Origin of the sequence: Phaeobacter sp. SYSU ZJ3003 (assembly GCF_041300735.1) — a bacterium.
Classification (GTDB): Bacteria; Pseudomonadota; Alphaproteobacteria; order Rhodobacterales; family Rhodobacteraceae; genus Phycobacter; species Phycobacter gallaeciensis_A.
Genome location: NZ_PXNU01000009.1, coordinates 28,684 through 48,967, shown reverse-complemented (window position 1 = coordinate 48,967; position 20,284 = coordinate 28,684). Strand labels below are relative to the sequence as shown.

The 20,284-nt window shown below is 61.5% G+C and carries 21 protein-coding genes; 15 read left to right on the top strand and 6 right to left on the bottom strand.

The features are described 5' to 3' along the window. Positions 1–62 precede the first annotated feature (62 nt). Positions 63–1,244, top strand: coding sequence for a 4-hydroxybenzoate 3-monooxygenase (gene pobA / locus C6W91_RS04265; protein ID WP_274866745.1), 1,182 nt, complete (start codon positions 63–65; stop codon positions 1,242–1,244). Positions 1,245–1,300: 56 nt separating this feature from the next. Next, positions 1,301–2,176 (top strand): crotonase/enoyl-CoA hydratase family protein, encoded by an 876-nt coding sequence (locus tag C6W91_RS04260; RefSeq protein ID WP_274866744.1) that lies wholly within the window; start codon positions 1,301–1,303, stop codon positions 2,174–2,176. Between the two features lie 62 nt (positions 2,177–2,238). Here the strand turns inward: C6W91_RS04260 and C6W91_RS04255 are convergent, their stop codons facing one another. Both C6W91_RS04255 and C6W91_RS04250 read right to left on the bottom strand, forming a co-directional pair. Further along, the gene (locus C6W91_RS04255) at positions 2,239–2,913 is read right to left on the bottom strand and encodes an NAD(P)-dependent oxidoreductase (RefSeq protein ID WP_274866743.1); all 675 of its coding nucleotides are present in this window, start codon (positions 2,911–2,913) and stop codon (positions 2,239–2,241) included. A gap of 109 nt (positions 2,914–3,022) precedes the next feature. Continuing rightward, complete coding sequence (locus C6W91_RS04250; protein WP_274866742.1) at positions 3,023–3,484, bottom strand: helix-turn-helix domain-containing protein; 462 nt, start codon at positions 3,482–3,484, stop codon at positions 3,023–3,025. 144 nt (positions 3,485–3,628) lie between these two features. Between C6W91_RS04250 and C6W91_RS04245 the strand changes: the two genes are divergently transcribed. The 13 genes from C6W91_RS04245 (at position 3,629) to C6W91_RS04185 (ending at position 16,394) form a co-directional block, all read left to right on the top strand. Beyond that, positions 3,629–4,555: an alpha/beta hydrolase gene (locus tag C6W91_RS04245; RefSeq protein WP_274866741.1), complete on the top strand. Its 927-nt coding sequence runs from the start codon at positions 3,629–3,631 to the stop codon at positions 4,553–4,555. A gap of 116 nt (positions 4,556–4,671) precedes the next feature. Beyond that, the gene (locus C6W91_RS04240) at positions 4,672–5,202 is read left to right on the top strand and encodes a CoxG family protein (protein ID WP_065271252.1); all 531 of its coding nucleotides are present in this window, start codon (positions 4,672–4,674) and stop codon (positions 5,200–5,202) included. A 128-nt stretch (positions 5,203–5,330) separates the two neighbouring features. Then, complete coding sequence (locus C6W91_RS04235) at positions 5,331–6,260, top strand: ABC transporter ATP-binding protein (protein ID WP_274866740.1); 930 nt, start codon at positions 5,331–5,333, stop codon at positions 6,258–6,260. Next, entirely contained in the window at positions 6,257–7,018 is a 762-nt protein-coding gene (locus tag C6W91_RS04230; protein ID WP_274866739.1) for an ABC transporter permease, read from the top strand. The genes C6W91_RS04235 and C6W91_RS04230 overlap by 4 nt, the downstream gene beginning before the upstream one ends. A gap of 162 nt (positions 7,019–7,180) precedes the next feature. Beyond that, positions 7,181–7,978 (top strand): S49 family peptidase, encoded by a 798-nt coding sequence (locus C6W91_RS04225; protein WP_065271249.1) that lies wholly within the window; start codon positions 7,181–7,183, stop codon positions 7,976–7,978. Between the two features lie 171 nt (positions 7,979–8,149). Next, positions 8,150–9,109 carry a calcium/sodium antiporter gene (locus tag C6W91_RS04220; protein WP_274866738.1) on the top strand — a complete coding sequence of 320 codons (960 nt, stop codon included), beginning with the start codon at positions 8,150–8,152 and terminating at the stop codon, positions 9,107–9,109. Next, complete coding sequence (locus tag C6W91_RS04215; RefSeq protein WP_274834845.1) at positions 9,081–9,920, top strand: SDR family oxidoreductase; 840 nt, start codon at positions 9,081–9,083, stop codon at positions 9,918–9,920. The genes C6W91_RS04220 and C6W91_RS04215 overlap by 29 nt, the downstream gene beginning before the upstream one ends. Positions 9,921–10,223: 303 nt before the next feature. Continuing rightward, positions 10,224–12,104 carry an excinuclease ABC subunit UvrC gene (gene uvrC, locus C6W91_RS04210; protein ID WP_274866737.1) on the top strand — a complete coding sequence of 627 codons (1,881 nt, stop codon included), beginning with the start codon at positions 10,224–10,226 and terminating at the stop codon, positions 12,102–12,104. A gap of 69 nt (positions 12,105–12,173) precedes the next feature. Further along, positions 12,174–12,785, top strand: coding sequence for a DUF922 domain-containing protein (locus tag C6W91_RS04205; protein ID WP_274866736.1), 612 nt, complete (start codon positions 12,174–12,176; stop codon positions 12,783–12,785). A gap of 127 nt (positions 12,786–12,912) precedes the next feature. After that, a complete protein-coding gene (gene pgsA, locus C6W91_RS04200) occupies positions 12,913–13,584 on the top strand; it encodes a CDP-diacylglycerol--glycerol-3-phosphate 3-phosphatidyltransferase (RefSeq protein WP_065271245.1) in 672 nt (223 codons plus the stop codon). Beyond that, positions 13,584–13,829: a molybdopterin converting factor subunit 1 gene (moaD, locus tag C6W91_RS04195; RefSeq protein ID WP_065271244.1), complete on the top strand. Its 246-nt coding sequence runs from the start codon at positions 13,584–13,586 to the stop codon at positions 13,827–13,829. Before pgsA ends, moaD begins: the two co-directional genes overlap by 1 nt. A gap of 3 nt (positions 13,830–13,832) precedes the next feature. Further along, complete coding sequence (locus C6W91_RS04190; protein ID WP_065271243.1) at positions 13,833–14,279, top strand: molybdenum cofactor biosynthesis protein MoaE; 447 nt, start codon at positions 13,833–13,835, stop codon at positions 14,277–14,279. 192 nt (positions 14,280–14,471) lie between these two features. Then, the gene (locus C6W91_RS04185) at positions 14,472–16,394 is read left to right on the top strand and encodes an FAD-binding monooxygenase (protein WP_274866735.1); all 1,923 of its coding nucleotides are present in this window, start codon (positions 14,472–14,474) and stop codon (positions 16,392–16,394) included. A gap of 41 nt (positions 16,395–16,435) precedes the next feature. Here C6W91_RS04185 and C6W91_RS04180 read toward each other — a convergent pair whose 3' ends face one another. Genes C6W91_RS04180 through C6W91_RS04165 form a run of 4 tightly spaced genes read right to left on the bottom strand, consistent with a single transcriptional unit; the run spans position 16,436 to position 20,251 of the window. Beyond that, the gene (locus tag C6W91_RS04180; protein ID WP_274866734.1) at positions 16,436–17,410 is read right to left on the bottom strand and encodes an ABC transporter ATP-binding protein; all 975 of its coding nucleotides are present in this window, start codon (positions 17,408–17,410) and stop codon (positions 16,436–16,438) included. Beyond that, positions 17,407–18,387 carry an ABC transporter ATP-binding protein gene (locus C6W91_RS04175; protein ID WP_370570459.1) on the bottom strand — a complete coding sequence of 327 codons (981 nt, stop codon included), beginning with the start codon at positions 18,385–18,387 and terminating at the stop codon, positions 17,407–17,409. The genes C6W91_RS04180 and C6W91_RS04175 overlap by 4 nt, the downstream gene beginning before the upstream one ends. Further along, complete coding sequence (locus tag C6W91_RS04170; protein WP_274866732.1) at positions 18,384–19,274, bottom strand: ABC transporter permease; 891 nt, start codon at positions 19,272–19,274, stop codon at positions 18,384–18,386. The genes C6W91_RS04175 and C6W91_RS04170 overlap by 4 nt, the downstream gene beginning before the upstream one ends. Continuing rightward, positions 19,274–20,251, bottom strand: coding sequence for an ABC transporter permease (locus C6W91_RS04165; RefSeq protein ID WP_065271238.1), 978 nt, complete (start codon positions 20,249–20,251; stop codon positions 19,274–19,276). Before C6W91_RS04165 ends, C6W91_RS04170 begins: the two co-directional genes overlap by 1 nt. Positions 20,252–20,284 lie beyond the last annotated feature (33 nt).

The window sequence follows — 20,284 nt, the reverse complement described above, 5'->3', positions numbered from 1 at the left end:
TCCATTCGCAAAACCCGGACCCCGCGTCATATTGCCCGTCACCATGAAACGGAGACGCGCTTATGACCGTGCAGAAAACCCAAGTCGCAATCATCGGAGGCGGTCCTTCGGGCCTGCTGTTGTCGCAGCTGTTGCACCGCAAGGGGATCGATAGCATCGTACTGGAACGGCAATCCCGCGACTATGTGTTGGGCCGGATCCGGGCAGGTGTGCTGGAGCATGGTTTCGTCAATCTGATGCGCGAGGCAGGCTGCGGAGAGCGCATGGATGCCGAAGGCGAGGTGCACGAAGGTTTCTATATCGCCCACCAGGGGCGCAGCGATCGTATCGATTTGGAAAAATACGCAGATGGCGCCACGGTCATGGTCTATGGCCAGACCGAGGTGACGCGCGATCTATACGCCGCCCGCGATGCCATGGATGGGGCCGTCATTCACGAGGCCGCCAATGTGCAGCCGCATGATCTGAAGTCCGAAAGCCCCTATGTCACCTACGAAAAAGACGGATCCGAGCACCGAATTGACTGCGATTTCATCGTCGGCGCCGACGGGTTCCACGGGGTCAGCCGCAAATCTATTCCCGGCGATGTGCTGAAGGAATACGAAAAGGTCTATCCCTTTGGCTGGCTGGGAATCCTGTCGGAAACCAAACCCGTCTCGCCCGAGCTGATCTATGCCCGTCACGAGCGCGGCTTTGCGCTTTGCTCGATGCGCAGCCAGGTGCTGAGCCGCTATTACATTCAGGTGCCGCTGACGGACAAGCCCGAGGACTGGTCGGATGATGCTTTCTGGGAAGAGCTGAAGCGTCGCCTGCCTGAGGATGTGGCCGCTGGTCTGGAAACCGGCCCGTCGATCGAGAAATCCATCGCGCCGCTGCGCAGTTTCGTGGCCGAGCCGATGCGCTATGGCAATCTGTTCCTGGCCGGGGATGCGGCGCATATCGTGCCGCCCACCGGGGCCAAGGGGCTGAATTCGGCGGCGTCGGATATCTACTATCTCTACCATGGCTTTATGGATCACTACCTCAATGGCGACAGCGCCGGGCTGGATGGCTACTCGGAAAAGGCACTGGCCCGCGTCTGGAAGGCAGAGCGGTTCAGCTGGTGGATGACCAACCTGCTGCATCTCTTCCCGGATGCGCAGGAAGTGGATCAGCGCCTGCAGTGTACCGATCTCGATTACCTGTTCTCTTCGGATGCGGCGCAGGCTTCGCTCGCCGAAAATTATGTGGGTCTGCCCTACTGACGTCGCGTTCGCACGGCTAGGTCTTAGCCTCCGGGCGTGCTTTCCTCCCTCAGGAAATGAGGGAGGAAGAGATGACGACAGTTGCCTATGAAAAAGACGGTCGGATCGCGCGCATCACGCTGAATCGGCCGGAGGCCATGAACGCCATCGACGACCAGATGCCGCGGGATCTTGCGGCGGCCGTCTCGCGCGCAGATGCGGATCCGGGCGTGCATGTGATGGTGCTCTCCGGCGCGGGAGAGGCGTTTTGCGCAGGTTACGATCTGACCTTTTATGCTGAGGGCAACGGGTCGGGTGAGGCCACCCAGCCGATGCCATGGGACCCCATCAAGGACTACCGGTTCATGTGGGAAAACACCCAGCATTTTATGTCGATGTGGCGTGCGGTGAAGCCTGTGGTCTGCAAGGTGCACGGTTTTGCCGTGGCGGGCGGATCGGATATCGCGCTGTGCGCGGATATGACGATCATGGCCGAGGATGCGCAGATCGGATACATGCCCGCCCGCGTCTGGGGCTGCCCGACCACGGCCATGTGGGTCTATCGCCTTGGCGCCGAGCGGGCCAAGCGGATGCTGTTCACCGGTGACAAGATTTCGGGGCGCGAGGCAGCGGATATGGGGCTGGTCCTCAAGGCGGTGCCAGCAGAGCAGCTGGACGATGCGGTAGAGGAGATGGCGGCCCGCATGGCCACGGTTCCGATCAACCAACTGGCCATGCAGAAGATGGTGATCAATCAGGCGATCGAGCAGACCGGTTTGATGCAGACCCAACGGCTGGCGACGGTATTCGACGGTATCACCCGCCATTCGCCGGAAGGCATCGCCTTCAAGGAACGTTCTGAGGAAAAGGGGTGGAAACAGGCGGTCCGGGAACGCGACGAAGGCACATACGACTGGACCCGGCAGGAGGAAATCCCGAAGGGCAACCGGTAACGGCCGGGCGCCATGCCCTCGGGGGGGCACGGCGCGGCGGCGCAATAGAGTGTGGTTTGGCGTCAGCCGGGCTGCATGGCCGGTGCGGGCGCCGTCCACGCCGCAGTCAGGCGGCGACGGGCGATTTGAGGCGCTTCGGCAAGATCCAGCATCGCCACCGCGAAATCCGCATAGGTGATCTGCGACTGGCCTTCTGCGTCGGTGACCAGCGTATCGGTGCCAAATTCATAGTGGCCGGTCCGTGGCCCCGGCAACAGCATCGCGGGCGGGCGCAGGCAGGTCCAGGTGGCAGAGGTGTCCTGTTCCAGAAGGGAATCCTGATCGGCGCAGGCCTGCGCGATGGGGCGCACCGCGTCCGGCAGGAAATCGGGGGCGCTCAGAACCGTGTGGCCGCTGCCATCTGCCAGTTTCAGCAGCGCCGCGCCGCCAGTGATCAGCGCGGGACTCCCCGCTGATGCAGCCGCGTTCAGCGCGGCGCGGGTTAGGGGAACCAGGTCACCCTCGTGCCCTGCAGCGGGGCGCAGGGCGCTGATTACCAGATCATGTCCGGCTGCGGCATCCGCTGCCGCGTCGGGGTTGCCGAGAAGGTCGAGCGACAGGGCGTCGACGCTGGAGGGCAGGCTGCCAAGGCGGCCGGTATCCCGCGCTACGGCTGTGATGTGGTGGCCGCGGCTCACGGCTTCGCGCAGGGTCGCGCTTCCGACATCGCCGGTGGCGCCGAAAAGAATGATTTTCATAAGTGAACTCCTTTTGTCTCGCCGTCGAGATACTTTGTGGGAATCTCGACGTCAAGATAAGTGTCGTCCAAAGCAGTCCGCTCTCTTTGCACAGGTGCTGTGCAGAGTATCAGTCGATGGGCTTGGCCGGGTCGCGGTAGCGCATCAGAACCGTCCGGTGGTTCAACTCCTGTCCGGTGTGTCGGTCGGTCACCACCGGATCGATCTCCTCGCCGCCGTCCCTGAGGATAAAGGAGAGGGGAGAGGGGGCCTCACTGGGAAGATTGCTGCGCGCCCAGTCCTGCAAGGCGAGCATCACCGGGGCAAAGGCCTTGCCCGATTCGGTTAGTCGGTATTCGTGACGCAGGGGGCGTTCCTGATAGGGGCGGCGCTCCAGAAGGCCCATCGCTTCAAGCCGTTTCAGCCGTTCGGCGAGCAGATGCCGGGTGATCCCGAGGCTTTTCTGGAAGTCGTCGAACCGGCGCACACCCAGGAAACATTCCCGCAAAATCAAAAGGGTCCAGCGGTCACCCACCACCCCCATCGCCCGTGCCACCGGGCAGGCGGCCTCTTTCATGTCATGCCATTTCATGAGGCAGTTCTAGCATGGATTGACAAGGTTCTCAAATGGAACTGATAATGAGTTCCAAATAAGAACTAACTATTGCGGCAGCCACGCAGGCCTCGTGAAATCCCGGGCTGCAGCCGCCGCGCGCCGACATCAGGAGGACCAGCCATGGTCAGTGTCACATCGAATGCAACGCCCAAACGCCGCCCGCCGCCCGCCCTGGCGATGCTCCAGCGGGCATCGGGCATGTTGGAGGCTATTTCTCCGGCAGCAGCTTCTTTGCTGCTGGCGACGCTGTTTACCCGGCCAAGACGGCAAAAGTTGCCGAAACGGGAACGGGACTGGCTGCTGGCAGCGGCTGCGCGGCCCCTGAGGCTGCAATCGGGGGTCGAGATTCCACTTTATGAATGGCGCGCGACGCCGCGCGGACGTGGGGTCCTGGACGAGGCGCCGCTGCCGACCATCCTATTGGTGCATGGCATGTCGGGCCGGGCCGGGCAGCTGGGCGGTTTCGCTGGGCCACTGGTCAAGGCGGGGTTCCGGGTTGTGGCCTTTGATGCGCCCGGCCATGGGGCGGCCCCCGGGCGTCGCAGTTCGTTGCCGGAAATGCTGTGGGTAACCGAGGAGGTCGCGGCGCATCTGGGGCCGTTGACCGGGATTATCGCCCACTCCAATGGCGCGGCAGCCACGGTGGCCGCACTGTCGCGGGGCCTCCGGGTGCGACGGGTTGCGCTATTGGCGCCGCCGACGGATCTGGAGGCCTATCTGGGCAAGATCGCTCGGCTTCTGGGCTTTGGGCCGAAGGTGGCAAAAGGCGCGCAGACCCTGCTGGAAAAACGTTATGGTCTTCCATTCGATGCGCTGCGCGGCACCGATCTTGCCCGTGGGTTGGCGCAACCGTCCCTGATCGTGCATGACAATGCGGACCGTGTGGTGCCGGCTTCGGAAGGGCGTGCCTTGGCGGACAGCTGGCCGGGGGCGCGGTTGCATGTGACCGCGGGGCTGGGACATGGCAAGATCCTGCGGGATGACAGTGTGATCGCCCGGGTTGTCGAACATCTGACACCTGAGGTCGCGTCGGTCGAAGAGGAGTGATCAGGGGGTGCCCTTTGCACCCGCGTGACGCTTCCGTCTTGGCAGACGGCAGGGTGGCGGCTAGGTCTGTAAGGGATAAGAGACTGCCGACACCCGGCCATAACGGAGGACCCGCCATGCAGATGAGTGATCAGAAGGAAATTGCCGCCCCGCCGACCGAGGTCTACGCCGCGCTGCTGAACCCCGAGGTGCTGAAAGCCTGCGTGCCTGGCGCCACCGAGGTAACCGGCTCCCCGGAGGAAGGCTTCGAGGCTTCTGTTACCCAGAAGGTCGGGCCGGTCAAGGCGACCTTTAAGGGGCAGGTGACCCTGTCGGATCTGGTTCCGGGCGAAAAGCTGACCATCGCCGGTGAAGGCAAGGGTGGCGCGGCCGGATTTGCCAAGGGCGGCGCAAAGGTGAGCCTGGAACCCTCTGATGGCGGCACCATGCTGAGCTATGAGGTCGAGGCCAAGGTAGGCGGCAAGCTGGCGCAACTGGGCAGCCGGATCATCGACGGCTTTGCCAAGAAGATGGCCGATCAGTTCTTCGTCAACCTGCAGACCCATCTGGCGCCCGAAGCGGAAAACGCTGGGGAAGACGGCGCCGAGGATGGCGGCGAAGAGGGTGAAGGCAAAAAAGGCTGGTTCAAGAAAATGACGGGCGGCTGATCGGCGCCTGACCGTAGCAGCCGTAGCCTTTCTCTCTGCGCTGGCGCACATGCAACTGCGCGCCTGACCACTGGTGGCTGGATCAGTGGCTGGATAGCCTGCGCTCAACGAAAATATGGGGAGAGGCCATGTCAGCGATCCTGTCTATACGCGATCTGCGCAAGACCTACGAAGGTGGGTTCGAGGCGCTGAAAGGGGCCTCTCTGGAGATTGAAGAGGGCGAAATCCTTGCCTTGCTCGGGCCGAATGGCGCGGGCAAGACAACCTTGATTTCAACCGTCTGCGGTATCACCACGCCCACATCAGGCAGTGTCACCGTCGCCGGGCATGATATCCTGCAAGAGTTCCGCGCGGCGCGGCGGCTGATCGGGCTGGTGCCGCAGGAAATCAATCTGGAACCGTTTGAAACGGTCTGGAATGCGGTGCGGTTTTCACGCGGCCTGTTCGGCAAGCCCAAGAATGACGCGCTGCTTGAAGAGATCCTGAAGAAACTGTCCCTCTGGGACAAGCGCAAGAGCCAGATCAAGGAATTGTCCGGCGGCATGAAACGCCGGGTGCTGATCGCCAAGGCGCTAAGCCACGAGCCGCGCGTGCTGTTCCTGGATGAGCCCACCGCCGGTGTCGATGTGGAACTGCGCAAGGACATGTGGGAGGTGGTGCGCGAGCTGAAGGCCGATGGCGTCACCATTATCCTGACCACCCATTACATCGAAGAGGCCGAAGCCATTGCCGACCGGATCGGGGTGATCACCAAGGGGCAGATCCTGCTGGTGCAGGAGAAGGCTGATCTGATGGCGCAGATGGGCCGCAAGCAGCTGGAAGTGCAGCTGACATCGCCGATCACCGAAGTGCCCGAGGCGTTGGCAGCACATGGGCTGGAACTGGGCGCGGACGGGCGGTCACTCATCTACAGCTACGACACAAGGGGTGAGCGGACCGGCATCACCGCGCTGCTCAACGATGTGGCTGCGGCCGGGCTGGTGCTGTCAGATGTGGTGACACGCCAATCCAGCCTTGAAGATATCTTTGTCGGTCTTGTCGCGGGAGAAGAGTTATGAACTGGACGGCGGTTGCATCAATATATCGCTTTGAAATGGCGCGTTTCTTTCGCACGCTGATGCAAAGCTTCCTGTCGCCGGTCCTGTCGACCTCGCTTTACTTCGTGGTCTTTGGCGCCGCCATCGGCAGCCGGATCGATCAGGTCGAAGGCATCGCCTATGGCGCCTTCATCGTGCCCGGGCTGATCATGCTGAGCGTGATCACGCAGAGCATTTCGAATGCCTCCTTCGGGATCTACTTTCCCAAATTCATCGGCACGGTGTACGAGCTGTTGTCGGCGCCGATCAATTTCCTTGAGATCGTCCTCGGCTATGTCGGGGCGGCCGCGACCAAGGCGCTGTTCATCGGGGTGGTGATCCTGTGCACCGCGTCGCTGTTCGTGGATCTGACCATCGCGCATCCCCTTGCCATGGTGCTGTTCCTGCTGCTGACTTGCCTCAGCTTTGCGCTGTTGGGCTTCATCATCGGGATCTGGGCGAAGAATTTTGAACAGCTGCAACTGGTGCCGCTGCTGATCGTGACGCCGCTGGTGTTTCTGGGCGGATCTTTCTACTCGATCTCGATGTTGCCGCCGCTCTGGCAGAAAATCACCATGTTCAATCCGGTGGTCTATCTGATCTCGGGCTTCCGCTGGTCCTTCTTTGGCACCGCAGATGTTCCGGTGGGGACCAGTCTCTTGGCCATCGGCGGTTTTACCTGCCTGTGCCTTGCGGTGATCTGGTGGATTTTCAAAACCGGCTGGCGCATCCGGTCCTGATCGCTGGGCGATACAGCGCAGGCAGGCGGGCCGCAACATTTGGACGTTTGCCCGGGGTGGTGCGTTGCAAAATTGCCTGCGCACAGGTGCTTTTTCCCTTTGCGGTCGTTTCCCTGCCCCGGGGACCTTGTTTCGGGGCGGGGGGCATTCTACATCGGCGCCATGATCCTGCGCATACCCTTTGTCAAAAAGCCGCCTCTTGTTTCTGTGGTCCGCCTGTCCGGCGCGATCGGAATGCCGGGACGCGGCAGCCTGAGCGATGCGGCGTTGGCCCCTGTGCTGGAGCGCGCCTTTAGCAAGGGCAAGCCCGCCGCCGTGGCGCTGGAGATCAATTCTCCGGGCGGCTCACCGGTGCAAAGTTCGCTGATCGGCGCGCGCATCCGGCGCCTGGCCGAGGAAAAAGAGATCCCCGTTATTGCCTTTGTCGAGGATGTGGCGGCCTCTGGCGGTTATTGGCTGGCGGCCGCGGCGGATGAAATCTGGGCAGATGACAGTTCCGTCGTCGGTTCGATCGGCGTGATTTCCGCGGGCTTTGGTGCCCATGTACTGCTGGCCCGTCAGGGGGTGGAGCGCCGGGTCTACACGGCAGGCGAAAGCAAATCGATGCTGGATCCGTTCCGTCCTGAAAACCCCGAAGACGTGGCGCGCCTGAAAAGACTGTTGAACGACATTCACACCAATTTCATCCATCACGTGACCAGCCGTCGCGGCGATGCGCTGAGCAAGGATGAACCGCTGTTCACCGGCGAGGTCTGGCTGGCCCGGCGGGCAACCGAACTGGGCCTGATTGACGGGATCGCGCATCTGCTGCCGAAACTGAAGCAGCGCTACGGCGACAAGGTGCGGATCCGCCGTTATGGCATGAAACGCCCGTTTCTGAGCCGGTTCGGCATGCAGATGGCACAGGATGCCCTGGGTGGCCTTGAGGAACGCGCGGAATTCGCGCGGTTTGGCCTCTGACGTGCTGCTCAAAATCGTTTCCATTTTCCTGGTTGTTATGGCGGTTATGGCCATGTTCGGAAAGCTCCGGCTGCCCGGGCACAAGCAGCTGAAATCTGCGCGTTGCCCGTCCTGCGGACGCTTTAGGATTGGCAAAGGGCCCTGCGCCTGCGGAAAAGGAGGACCACGGCGATGATGCCTTGGTTGTATTGTGGACTGGGCCTGGTGATCCTGCTGCTGGCCGGGGACGCATTGGTGCGCGGGGCGGTGAACCTGTCGCTGCGCCTTGGCGTTCCGGCCCTGATCGTCAGTCTAACCATCGTGGCCTTTGGTACCTCGGCGCCGGAACTTCTGATCGCCATCAGCGCGGTTATGGAAGGTGCCGACGGCATTGCGATGGGCAACGTCGTAGGATCCAATACAGCCAATATCCTTCTGGTACTGGGCGTGCCTGCCATCCTGATGCGGCTGGATACCAGCAAATGCGCGACGCAGGAGAACTATGTTTACATGCTCATCGCCTCGGTGCTGTTCATCGCGTTGGCTTTTGTCGGGGTGTTCACCCTGTGGTCGGGGCTGATCCTGCTGGCGGCGCTGGCGATTGTACTGGGCGGCGCATTCCGCGAGGCACGGGCACACCGGCGCAACCGGAATGGGAACGCGGAGGCAGCGGATGATCTGGAAGAGATCGAGGAAGCCGACCCCGACATGCCGTTCTGGCGTATCGGCGTCTACCTTGTCCTCGGGCTGGTCGGCCTGCCACTGGGCGCGGATTTGCTTGTAGACAATGCCACGATCATCGCGCGGATGTATGGCATCAGCGAAACCGTTATTGGTCTGACGTTGGTGGCGATAGGAACCTCCCTGCCGGAACTCGCCACCACGGTCATGGCGGCGCTGCGGCGGCAGGCGGATGTCGCGCTGGGCAATGTCATCGGCTCCAACATGTTCAACCTGCTGGCCATCATCGGTGTGGCAACCTTTGTCGGGCCGATCTCGGTCGATCCCGAATTCCTGCGCTTTGACCTTTGGGTGATGCTGGCGGCCTCGCTGCTGATCTTTCCTTTTGTCTTTTTCAAGATGGACATCACGCGCCGGTGGGGTGGTCTCTTGACCGGGCTTTATGTGCTCTATCTGTGGGTTCTGCTCTGACCACAGAAGCAGGCAGGCAATCAGGGAGGCATCCATGCGGGCTTTGGTGACAGGAGCGGGCAAACGTCTGGGGCAGGCGATGGCCCTGAAACTGGCCCGGCAGGGGTTCGACGTTGCCGTCCATTACGCGACCTCTGAGGCTGAGGCGAAAGCCACTGCCGATGCGATACGAGGTCTGGGGCGGCGCGCTGAACTGGTGCAGGCGGATCTTCTGTATGAGGCTGAAGCCGTAGAACTACTGCCTGTGGCTGCCAAGGCATTGGGCGGCCCGATCACCTGCCTTGTGAACAACGCCTCCATCTTCGAGCATGACAGTTTTGAAACCGCGACGCGGGAAAGCTGGGACCGGCATTTCGGCAGCAACCTGCGTGCTCCCTTCGTGCTGATGCAAGCGATGGCCGCACAAGAGGTCGAGCAGCCGTTTGATGAGAACAATGAGCCGCAGGCCTGGGGGCTGGTGGTCAACATGATCGATCAGCGGGTACGGCGGCTGACGCCTGAGTTCAGCAGCTACACGTTGGCAAAATCCGCCCTCTGGACGCTGACACAGACGGCTGCACAGGGGCTGGCACCCCGGATCCGGGTCAATGCCATCGGGCCGGGGCCAACCCTACAGGGATCGCGCCAGAGCCCGCAGCAGTTCAACGATCAGCGGGCCAGAACCGTGCTGCAGCGGGGCGCCAATCTGGGCGATATCACGGCCGCACTAGGCTATCTTCTGGAGGCGCCCGCGGTTACCGGACAGCTGATCTGTGTCGATGGCGGGCAGCATCTGGCCTGGGAAACGCCGGACGTTGTCGGGCTTGAATAGCCCCTGCCGGACCGGTCTTTGCGAAAAGTTTTGCACCACCAGCGCGATGATCACAAACCCGTTACAAAAGTGTCTTTGTTTTCAAAACCTTGTCAGGCATCGGAAAAATTTCCAAGCAAAACCAATATCTTATATATTCGCCTAAATTTTAGGCATTCTTCCAAAACCGGTCGAAAACAAGGGAAATCGCTGGATAGCCCGAAGATATCTTCACACTTATCCACAGGAGTGGTGGATTTGTCCGCTCTTGAAACAGGCTGGGAAACATTGCAGCGGCATGCGTAGAATCATATGTGTCAGGACATGATTGATCAGACATCAGATGCATCGCCCGCGGAACCGCCGCGCAGCGGTTATGCCGTCATTCAGGGCTATGTGAAAACGCTGGATTCCTCGCCCGGCGTTTATCGCATGCTCGATGCCGACAGCCGGGTTCTTTATGTGGGCAAGGCGCGCAATCTGAAGGCGCGGGTGTCGAATTATACCCGGCCGGGCAATAGTCCGCGGATCGAACGGATGATCGCGCTTACCACCTCGATGATGTTCCTGACCACGCGGACGGAAACCGAGGCGCTGCTGCTGGAGCAGAATCTGATCAAGCAGCTGAAGCCGAAGTACAACGTGCTGCTGCGCGATGACAAAAGCTTTCCCAATATCCTGGTGTCCAAGGATCACGCCTATCCGCAGATCAAGAAGCATCGGGGCGCCCGCAAGGAAAAGGGCAGCTATTTCGGACCCTTTGCCAGCGCAGGCGCGGTGAACCGAACGCTGAACCAGCTGCAAAAGGCGTTCCTGCTGCGCAACTGCTCGGACGCAATGTTCGAGAGCCGCACGCGCCCCTGTCTGCAATATCAGATCAAGCGCTGCTCGGCCCCCTGTACCGGGGAAATCAGCGCCGAAGAGTACGCCGCCAGCGTCCGTGATGCCGAGCGGTTCCTGTCCGGGCGCTCCACCAGGATCCAGGAGGAGCTGGCGGAACAGATGATGGCGGCCTCCGAAGCGATGGAGTTCGAGCGCGCGGCCGCCCTGCGCGACCGGATCAAGGCGCTGACACAGGTGCAAACGGCGCAAGGCATCAATCCGCGCGGTGTGGCCGAGGCGGATGTCATCGGTCTGCACATGGAGGGGGGGCAGGCCTGCGTTCAGGTCTTCTTCATCCGGGCGAACCAGAACTGGGGCAATCAGGATTTCTATCCCCGCGTCGATGCCGACAACAGCCCCGCCGAGGTGATGGAGGCCTTCCTTGGCCAGTTCTACAGCAACAAGGAGCCGCCGCGGCAGTTGATCCTGTCTGATGATATCGAGAATGGCGATCTGATGGAGCAGGCGCTGAGCGAGAAGGCTGGGCGCCGGGTCGAGGTGATGGTCCCTCAACGCGGTGAAAAGACTGAACTGGTGGCTGGTGCCGTGCGCAATGCCCGCGAAAGCCTGGCCCGCCGCATGGCTGAAAGCGCGACGCAGGCCAAGCTGCTGAAAGGGCTGGCCGAAGCCTTTGGCCTAGACGGTCCGCCAAATCGGATTGAGGTCTATGACAACTCGCATATCCAGGGCACCAATGCGGTCGGTGGCATGATCGTCGCGGGCCCCGAGGGGCTGATGAAGAATGCCTATCGCAAATTCAACATCAAGGGCGACGACCTGACACCTGGCGATGACTTTGGCATGATGAAAGAGGTGCTGAACCGCCGGTTCTCTCGCTTGCTGAAAGAGGATCCCGACCGGGAAAAGGGGCTGTGGCCGGATCTGCTGCTGATCGACGGCGGCGCCGGGCAGGTGTCGGCGGTGGCGGAGATCATGGCAGAACACGGCGTGCAGGATATTCCCATGGTCGGCGTCGCCAAAGGGGTGGATCGCGACCACGGGAAGGAAGAGTTCCACCGGCTGGGCGAGAATGCCTTTGCCCTGCAGCGCAACGATCCGGTGCTTTATTTCATCCAGCGTCTACGGGACGAGGCGCACAGATTTGCCATCGGTACCCACCGGGCTAAACGGGCCAAGGCGATGGGGGCGACACCGCTGGATGAGGTGGCTGGTGTCGGCGCCAGCCGGAAACGTGCACTGCTGGCTCATTTCGGCAGCGCCAAGGCGGTGAGCCGCGCCAATCTGGCTGACCTCAAGGCGGTGGACGGCATTTCCGAGGCGCTGGCAGAGCGGATCTACGACCACTTCCACGCGCAAGGCTAGGCGTCTGATTTTGGGGTAGGGGGGAAACATGCTATTCTGGGCGCGCGTCCCTAGCCGCCCGGAGGAGCCATGGCTGTTTCCCTGACCGTAAAGCCCGTCGCCTACGACACGTATTCTGTGTCCGGAAAGACGCTGCCGGATATTGCTAAAAGCATCAAGAGCAAGGGACCAAAGGATCCCAACGACAACAAGAAGGTTACCTTTCTGACCACCACGGAGCTGGAGTGCCTGACCGCCAAGGGCAAATACGTGGCGGATGGCAAGGCAAAGATCGACAAGAAGACCGGCTGGTTCGAGGTCACGACCAAGGTTTCAACGCTGAAGTTGACCCTGCACACCACGGTGCGTTGCCCGAAACGCTCGGTCAGCGGGTTGTCCCCCCGAGCACTGATCGAATGGTACCGCTTTTATGCCTGTTGCCTCGCGCATGAGGGGGAACATCTGATCAAGGCCAAGAAGGAATGCGAGAAGATCGCCAAGGAGCTCGACAAGCTCAAAGGGAGCGGTCTGGCAGAGACCGAGGCGGAAGCTCTTAAGCTTGCTCAGGAAGATCTGATGCGGGCCATCAATATCCATATCTTTGATGACCGCAATTGCCTGAACGAGGTGCACCGGAAGTTCGATCATTCCAGTCACCACGGTGAAAAGAAGGGCGCACTTTTGGATACTTCGGTTGGGTGATCGGACCACATTCCCGGCGCAGCGGATCTGCAGCGACACAATTGGTCGCGGCCGGTCTTTGCCGGACCACGTCAAAATTTGATTAAGCCTGCTTTCCACTTGTGAAACAGCCGGATAATGTGCGTCCATGACGTGGACCTTGCCCAATATCCTGACCATCGTGCGGCTGCTTGCTGCGCCCGGTCTTGCCATCATGTTTCTCTACTTCAGCCGTCCGCTTGCGGACTGGTTTGCGCTGTTGCTGTTTGTCGGCGCGGCGGTGACCGATTGGTTCGACGGCTATCTGGCTCGTGCCTGGAAGCAGGAGACCAAGATCGGCGCGATGCTGGATCCGATTGCGGACAAGGCGATGGTGGTGATCGCGCTGATGATCCTTGTTGGCTACGCGGCCGAGCATTGGGCTCCCTGGCTGGTGCTGCCCGCGACGGTCATCCTGTTTCGTGAGGTTTTCGTCTCTGGCCTGCGGGAATACCTGGGGGATACGGCTGGCACGCTGAAGGTCACCAAACTGGCCAAGTGGAAGACGACGGCCCAGATGACGGCCATCGCCACCCTGTTTTGCCAAGGGGTGTTCGAGCACTATCTGGTGATGTCCTCCTTCGGGATGGATGATGAGCTGCTGGGGCAGATCCTTGCAGGAGAGGTCGAAGATGTAACCGGCCTCAGGTGGAAATTCGAAGGCATGGTCTGGACCGGCCGCATCGGGCTGTGGCTGCTGTGGATTGCAGCGGCGCTGACCCTGATCACCGGGGCCGACTATCTGAAAAAGGCCCTGCCATTTCTGAAGGAGACGCGCTGATGGATGTCTTGTATTTTGCCTGGGTGCGTGAACGGATCGGCCTGCCGCGCGAGCGCGTTGAAACCACGGCGGCAACCGTGTCGGATCTGGTCGAGGAATTGCGCGCACGGGAGCCGCGCTATGCGGCAGCTTTTGCCGATATCTCGGCCCTGCGGGTGGCGCTGGATCAGGAGCTTTCCGATTTTGATGCCCCGCTTGAGGGTGTTCGGGAAGTAGCCTTTTTCCCGCCGATGACGGGGGGCTAAGCGATGCGCGTTTTGGTGCAGGAAGCGTCTTTTGATCTTGGGTCGGTCACCGAAGCTTTTGCCGATGCAGTGGCCGGGGCCGGGGCTGTGGTGACATTCACTGGCGTCGTGCGCGATGCAGACACCGGCGACATGGCCGCGATGGAGATTGAGCATTATCCCGGCATGACGCAGAAGGCGCTGGAAAAAATCGCCTCCGAGGCGATGACGCGCTGGGATCTTGCGGATGCGTTGGTGATCCACCGCTACGGGCGGCTGGAACCCGGAGAGCGTATCATGATGGTCGCAACCGCCGCTCGCCACCGCAAGGACGCCTTTGAGGCGGCCGAGTTCCTGATGGATTACCTGAAGTCCCGGGCTCCGTTTTGGAAGAAAGAGGTCCTGCGGGATGGCGAGGCCGAATGGGTCGCTGCCAAGGACGCCGATGAAGACGCGCTGAAGCGCTGGTAACCCACCACTTCAAGGACATTGAAAGCCTGCATTCGGCCTGTTGGGGGACCCCGGCGGGGCGCTTTCTGCTGCGTACACTTGGGATTTCGGCACGTTGTTCGGCATAAAGTAAGTATGCATATAATAATTGACAGGCGGCGCCTTCAAAATGTAAGTAAGCTTATCAAGTGCCGAGCTCGTGGAGGAAAGCGCATGCAATATCACCTGAACGGATTTCGCCCGGGCGACCCCGCGGTGCACACGGACCTTACCCAAAACGGGGGGGATACGGCGCCGTTGCCCGACACGCTGGACGTTTTGATTGTCGGTACCGGCCCCACGGGGCTGGTGCTTGCCAGCCAGCTGGCTGCGTTTTCGGACATCCGCACCGGGATCGTTGAACAACGCGCCGGCCCCATCCAGGTGGGGCAGGCGGATGGGATTGCCTGCCGCTCGATGGAGATGTTCGAGGCGTTTGGCTTCAGCGAGAAGGTTCTGAAGGAAGCCTACTGGGTCAATGAAACCTCGTTCTGGCGCCCGGATGCAGAAAACCCCGGCTGCATCACCCGCAGTGGCCGCATTCAGGATACCGAGGATGGCTTGTCGGAATTCCCCCATGTGATCCTCAATCAGGCGCGGGTGCATGATTTTTTTCTGGAGACCATGGCCAATGCGCCCACGGCGATGGCGCCCTGGTATAACCAGCGCATCAAGGATCTGACGGTGACCGGGGACGCGGAGTACCCGGTTACCGTGACGCTGGAAAGCACCGCGCCCGGCCATGAGGGCGAAACCCATGAGCTGCGTGCAAAATACGTGGTGGGCTGCGATGGTGCCCGCAGCAGCGTGCGCGAGGCGATCGGGCGCAAACTGACTGGCGATTCCGCCAATCAGGCCTGGGGCGTGATGGATGTTCTGGCCGTCACCGACTTTCCCGACATCCGCATGAAGGCCACCGTGCATTCGGCGGAAGAGGGCAACCTTCTGGTGATCCCGCGCGAGGGCGGCTACATGGTCCGGCTCTATATCGAGTTGGACAAGCTGAAAGAGGATGAGCGGGTCGCCAGCCGCAATATCACTCTGGACAAACTGGTCGCGGCGGCGCAGCGGATCCTGCATCCCTATACCCTAGAGGTGAAGGAAACCGCATGGTGGTCGGTCTATGAGATCGGTCAGCGGTTGTGCGACAAGTTCGACGACGTTCCGGCCGAAAACATCGACAGTCAGCTTCCGCGCGTCTTCATCGCCGGGGATGCCTGCCACACGCACAGTCCCAAGGCGGGGCAGGGCATGAACGTCTCCATGCGCGACGGGTTCAATCTGGGCTGGAAGCTGGCCGCTGTCCTGCGCAAGCAGGCGGTGCCCGAAATCCTGCACAGCTACTCTGCCGAACGGCAGGGGGTAGCAAAGATGCTGATCGATTTCGACCGTGAATTCGCCCGCATGTTTAGCGCCAAGCCCAAGACCGGCGATTCTGAGGGCGGCGTCGATCCCGAGGAGTTCCAGAAATATTTCGTGCGGCATGGGCGGTTCACTGCCGGCACGGCCATCCAATACGCGCCCTCGGTTCTGACCGGAGCGGACACCCATCAGGCACTGGCCAGCGGTTTTCCTCTGGGCATGCGGTTCCATTCGGCGCCGGTGATCCGGCTGGCGGATGCGCGTCCCCTGCAGCTGGGCCATGTGGTGCGGGCCGATGGGCGCTGGCGTCTCTTCGCCTTTGCCGCGGCCGATGACCGGGGACAGGAAGGCGGCGCTTTGGATGCGCTATGTCAGTATTTGGAAAGCGACGCTGCCTCACCCTTACGACGCTACACGGCAGAGGGGGCAGATATCGATTCCGTTCTGGATTTGCGCGCCGTGCTGCAGCAGGAGCACCGCAGCCTGACGCCGGGGGACATGCCCTCACTCCTGCGGCCTCTAAAGGGACGCTACGGGCTGCGCGATTACGAGAAGGTCTTCTGCCCGGATCTGAAATCGGGGCAGGATATCTTTGACATGCGCGGTATTGATCGGAGCCAGGGCTGCATGGTGCTGGTGCGTCCGGATCAGCACGTGGCCCAGGTTCTGCCACTGGATGCCCATGAGGCGCTCAGCCAGTTCTTTGACGGCTTCATGATCCCGGCAGCGGGATAAGAGAGACGGAGCTCTGCAGCCCCGTAACGGGGTTGCGGGCCTTATACGGCTGCGAAATGGCAGGCGACCTGGCTGGCCCCATTGGGTTTCAGGACAGGCTGCTCCTGTCGGCACAGGTCTTGCGCCAGCGGGCAGCGGTCCACAAAGGCGCAGCCTTTTGGCGGATTGATCGGGCTGGGCGGATCGCCGGAGAGTTTCAGCGGTCGCACATAGCCTTTGGACTTGCGCCGCGCCAGAGAGGGCGCCGCTGCCAGCAGGGCCTGCGTGTAGGGATGTTTCGGACTGTCGAACAGCTCCTCCCGGCTGGCTTGCTCCACGATCTGGCCCAAATACATCACAGCCACATCATCGCAGAGGTGCCGGACCACGCCCAGATCGTGGCTGATGAACAGGTAGGACAGACCAAGTTCCCGTTTCAGCCGCGCCAGCAGGTTCAGGATTTGCGCTTGAATGGCCACGTCGAGGGCGCTGACAGGTTCGTCACAGACCAGCAGCCGGGGATTGGTGGTCAGTGCGCGCGCGATGGAAATCCGCTGCCGCTGCCCGCCCGAAAACTGGTGCGGGAAGAGGTTCAGCTGATCAGGGCGCAGGCCGACCAGTTCGAACAGCTCCTTGACCCGGGCCAGACGGCTGTCGGCATCGCCGATATTCATCAGGTCCATTGGCTCGCGCACGATGTCCACCACCCGTGCCCGCGGGTTGAGCGAGGAATAGGGATCCTGAAATATCAGCTGAATATCACGCCTACGAGCGCGCATCGCCTCGTCATCCAGTTGCAGCAGGTCTTCACCGTCGAACAGGATCTCGCCCCCAGCCGCAGGCACCAGCCGGATCGTCGACATGGCCGCGGTGGTCTTGCCTGACCCGCTTTCGCCGACAATGCCAAGGGCACGGCCCCGCTCCAGCGTGAAGGACACGCCCCGCACCGCCTCCAGAAAGGGTTGCGGTGCAAAAAGCGAAGGTTTCGGCAGGGCAAAGCGGACCTTCAGATCCCGTACATCCAGAAGCGTTGTCATATCCGGTTCTCCTCGACCGCGTGGCAGGCCGCGGGATGGTGGCCATGGGTGGTCAGAAGCGGCTTTTCACGGGTGCAGCGATCGGTGCGATGGGCGCAGCGATCAGCAAAAGCGCAGCCCGCCCCCAGCAAATGCAGCGGCGGCACCACGCCGGGGATTTCCGCCAAGGTCTCCGGCATATCGCCTTTGCCGAGGGCCGGGATGCAGGAGATCAGCCCGCGCGCATAGGGGTGCTGCGGATAGTCCAGCACATCGTCGGCGCTGGCTTCCTCGATGACCCGCCCGGCGTACATGACCGCCACCCGGTCCGCCATTTCACTGATTGCGCCCATGTCGTGGGTGATCAGGATGATGGCGGAGCCGAAATCGCGCTGGATTTCGTTCAGCAGGTCAAAGATCTGCGCCTGCACCGTCACATCCAGCGCGGTTGTCGGCTCATCCGCGATCAGCACTTTTGGGCGGCAGCTTACGGCCATGGCGATCATCACGCGCTGGCGCATGCCGCCAGACAGTTGGTGCGGATAATCCCGCGCCCGTGCATCGGGCGACGGGATACCGACCCGGTCCAGCAGCGCCACCGCATCCCGCAGGGCCTGATCGCGACTGACGTTCTGGTGCAGCATAATGGCCTCGGCAATCTGATCCCCGACAGTGAACACCGGGTTGAGCGAGGTCATCGGCTCCTGAAAGATCATCGCCATTTCCGAGCCGCGCAGGGCACGCATCCGGGATTCAGAGGCACGGGTCAGATCCTCACCATTGAGGCGGATCGCGCCACCGGCGATGCGGCCGGGCGGGGTTGGGATCAGCCCCATGACCGACAGGGCGGTGATGGATTTTCCGCAGCCGCTTTCGCCCACCACGCCCAGGGTTTCACCGGCGCTGACATGCATCGAAATGCTGTCCAGCGCGGTGACTTCGCCATAGCGGGTATTGAAGGTGACGCGCAGGTCTTCGATTTCGAGAAGGTGGTTCATCGTTCCCTCAGCTTTGGATTGAAGGCATCGTTGAGCCCGTCTCCGATCAGGCTGACGGCAAAGACGGTAAAGAAGATCGCAAGCCCCGGGAAAGTGACCGGCCACCAGGCGTCCAGAATGTATTCGCGGTTGGCGCCGATCATCAGGCCCCAGCTCATGACATTTGGATCGCCAAGGCCAAGGAAGCTCAGCCCTGCTTCGAACAGGATCGCGACTCCCACAGTCAGCGTGGCTGAGACGATCAGCGGCGGCAGGGCATTGGGCAGGATCACGGTCCAGATGATGCGTTTGTCCCGGGCGCCGATCGCACGGGCGGCGGTGACGTACTCAAGGTTCTTGATCTTCAGGAACTCGGCCCGTGTCAGGCGCGCGGTCTGCGGCCAGCTAACCACCCCAATGGCAAAGGCGATGGTGAACAGGGTGGGCGACAGCAGCGTCACCAGCACCATGGCAAACAAAAGGGCGGGCAGCACTTGAAAGAACTCGGTGACGCGCATCAAGAGGTTGTCGACCCAGCCGCCATAGTACCCCGCCAAGGCGCCCATCGCGATGCCGATCACCATGGTGATCGCAGCCGCAACCGCCCCGACCGCCAGGGTCGGCCCGCCCCCGGTCAGCATGCCCGCAATGATGTCCCGGCCCAGATAGTCGGTGCCAAGGGCAAACTCGGGCGTCACCCCGGGCGGTTCATGCGGAGCCCAGACGATGTCGAAGGGATCGCCGCTGTAAAAGAAGGTGCCGTAAAGCGTCGCGCCGATGATTAGGGTCAGCAGCATCACCCCGAACAAGGCCGGAATGTTGCGGCGGAACATCCGCCAGGCTTCCAGTGCCGGGCTTTGGGCCTGATGCTCGGCCGCAGACGTGTCGGTTGCGGTGTTGTCGGACATCAGCTTTTCCCCCTCAGTCGCGGATCGGCCAGCCGGTAGCTCATGTCCGTCAGGATATTGGCGATCACCACCATGGCGCTAGCAAAGAACAGGACCCCCATGATGGTTGGGTAATCGCGGCGCAGGATGGAATCGAAGGCCAGCCGCCCCATGCCGGGCCAGTTGAACACGGTCTCCACCAGCAGCGCGCCCGAGATCAGGTTGCCGAATTGCAGGCCGGCCACCGTCAGGATCGGCAGGGCCGCGTTGCGCAGCGCATGTTTGAACAGGATCGAGCGCTGCGAGGCGCCCTTGGCCTTGGCGGTGCGAATGTAATCGGATCCCAGCACCTCAAGCATCGAGGCACGCGATAGCCGGGCGTATTGCGCCAGATAGATGATGGCGAGCGTAAAGGCCGGAAGGGCGAGGTGATGCAGCACGTCCAGCGCCTGCACAAAGATCCCCGCATCGCGCAGCTTGACCGATTGCATGCCTTCGACAGGGAAGATCGGCAAAACGCTGGCAAAGAGGATGATCAGCATGATGCCGGTCCAGAACACCGGTACCGCATATCCGATGGTGGCAAAGACCGAGACGAAGGCGCTCATCACGCCATTGGGCTTGCGGGCAGCAATTACGCCGAGGAAAACCCCGATGATGATCGACAGGACCTGAGCCGTGACCACCAACAGGATGGTCGGCAGGATGCGCTGGGCGATCAGGGTGGCAACAGGCTGGTTGAAGAAGAAACTTTCGCCAAGGTCGCCTGTCACCACGTTGCCGACATAGATGCCCAGCTGCGTGATCAGCGGCTTGTTCAGCCCGTATTCTTCGCGGATGCTTTCCAGCATCTCTTCGGTGGCGCCGCCCATTTCTCCGGCAATCACCACTGCCGGATCACCCGGCGCCAGGCGGATCAGCAGGAAGTTCAGGACCACCACACCCAGCATCAGGACCAGCCCATAGCCAATACGGCGTATCAAAAACGAAGCATTCATTACATGTCCCCGGCAGAAAGAAAGAGGGCGGGC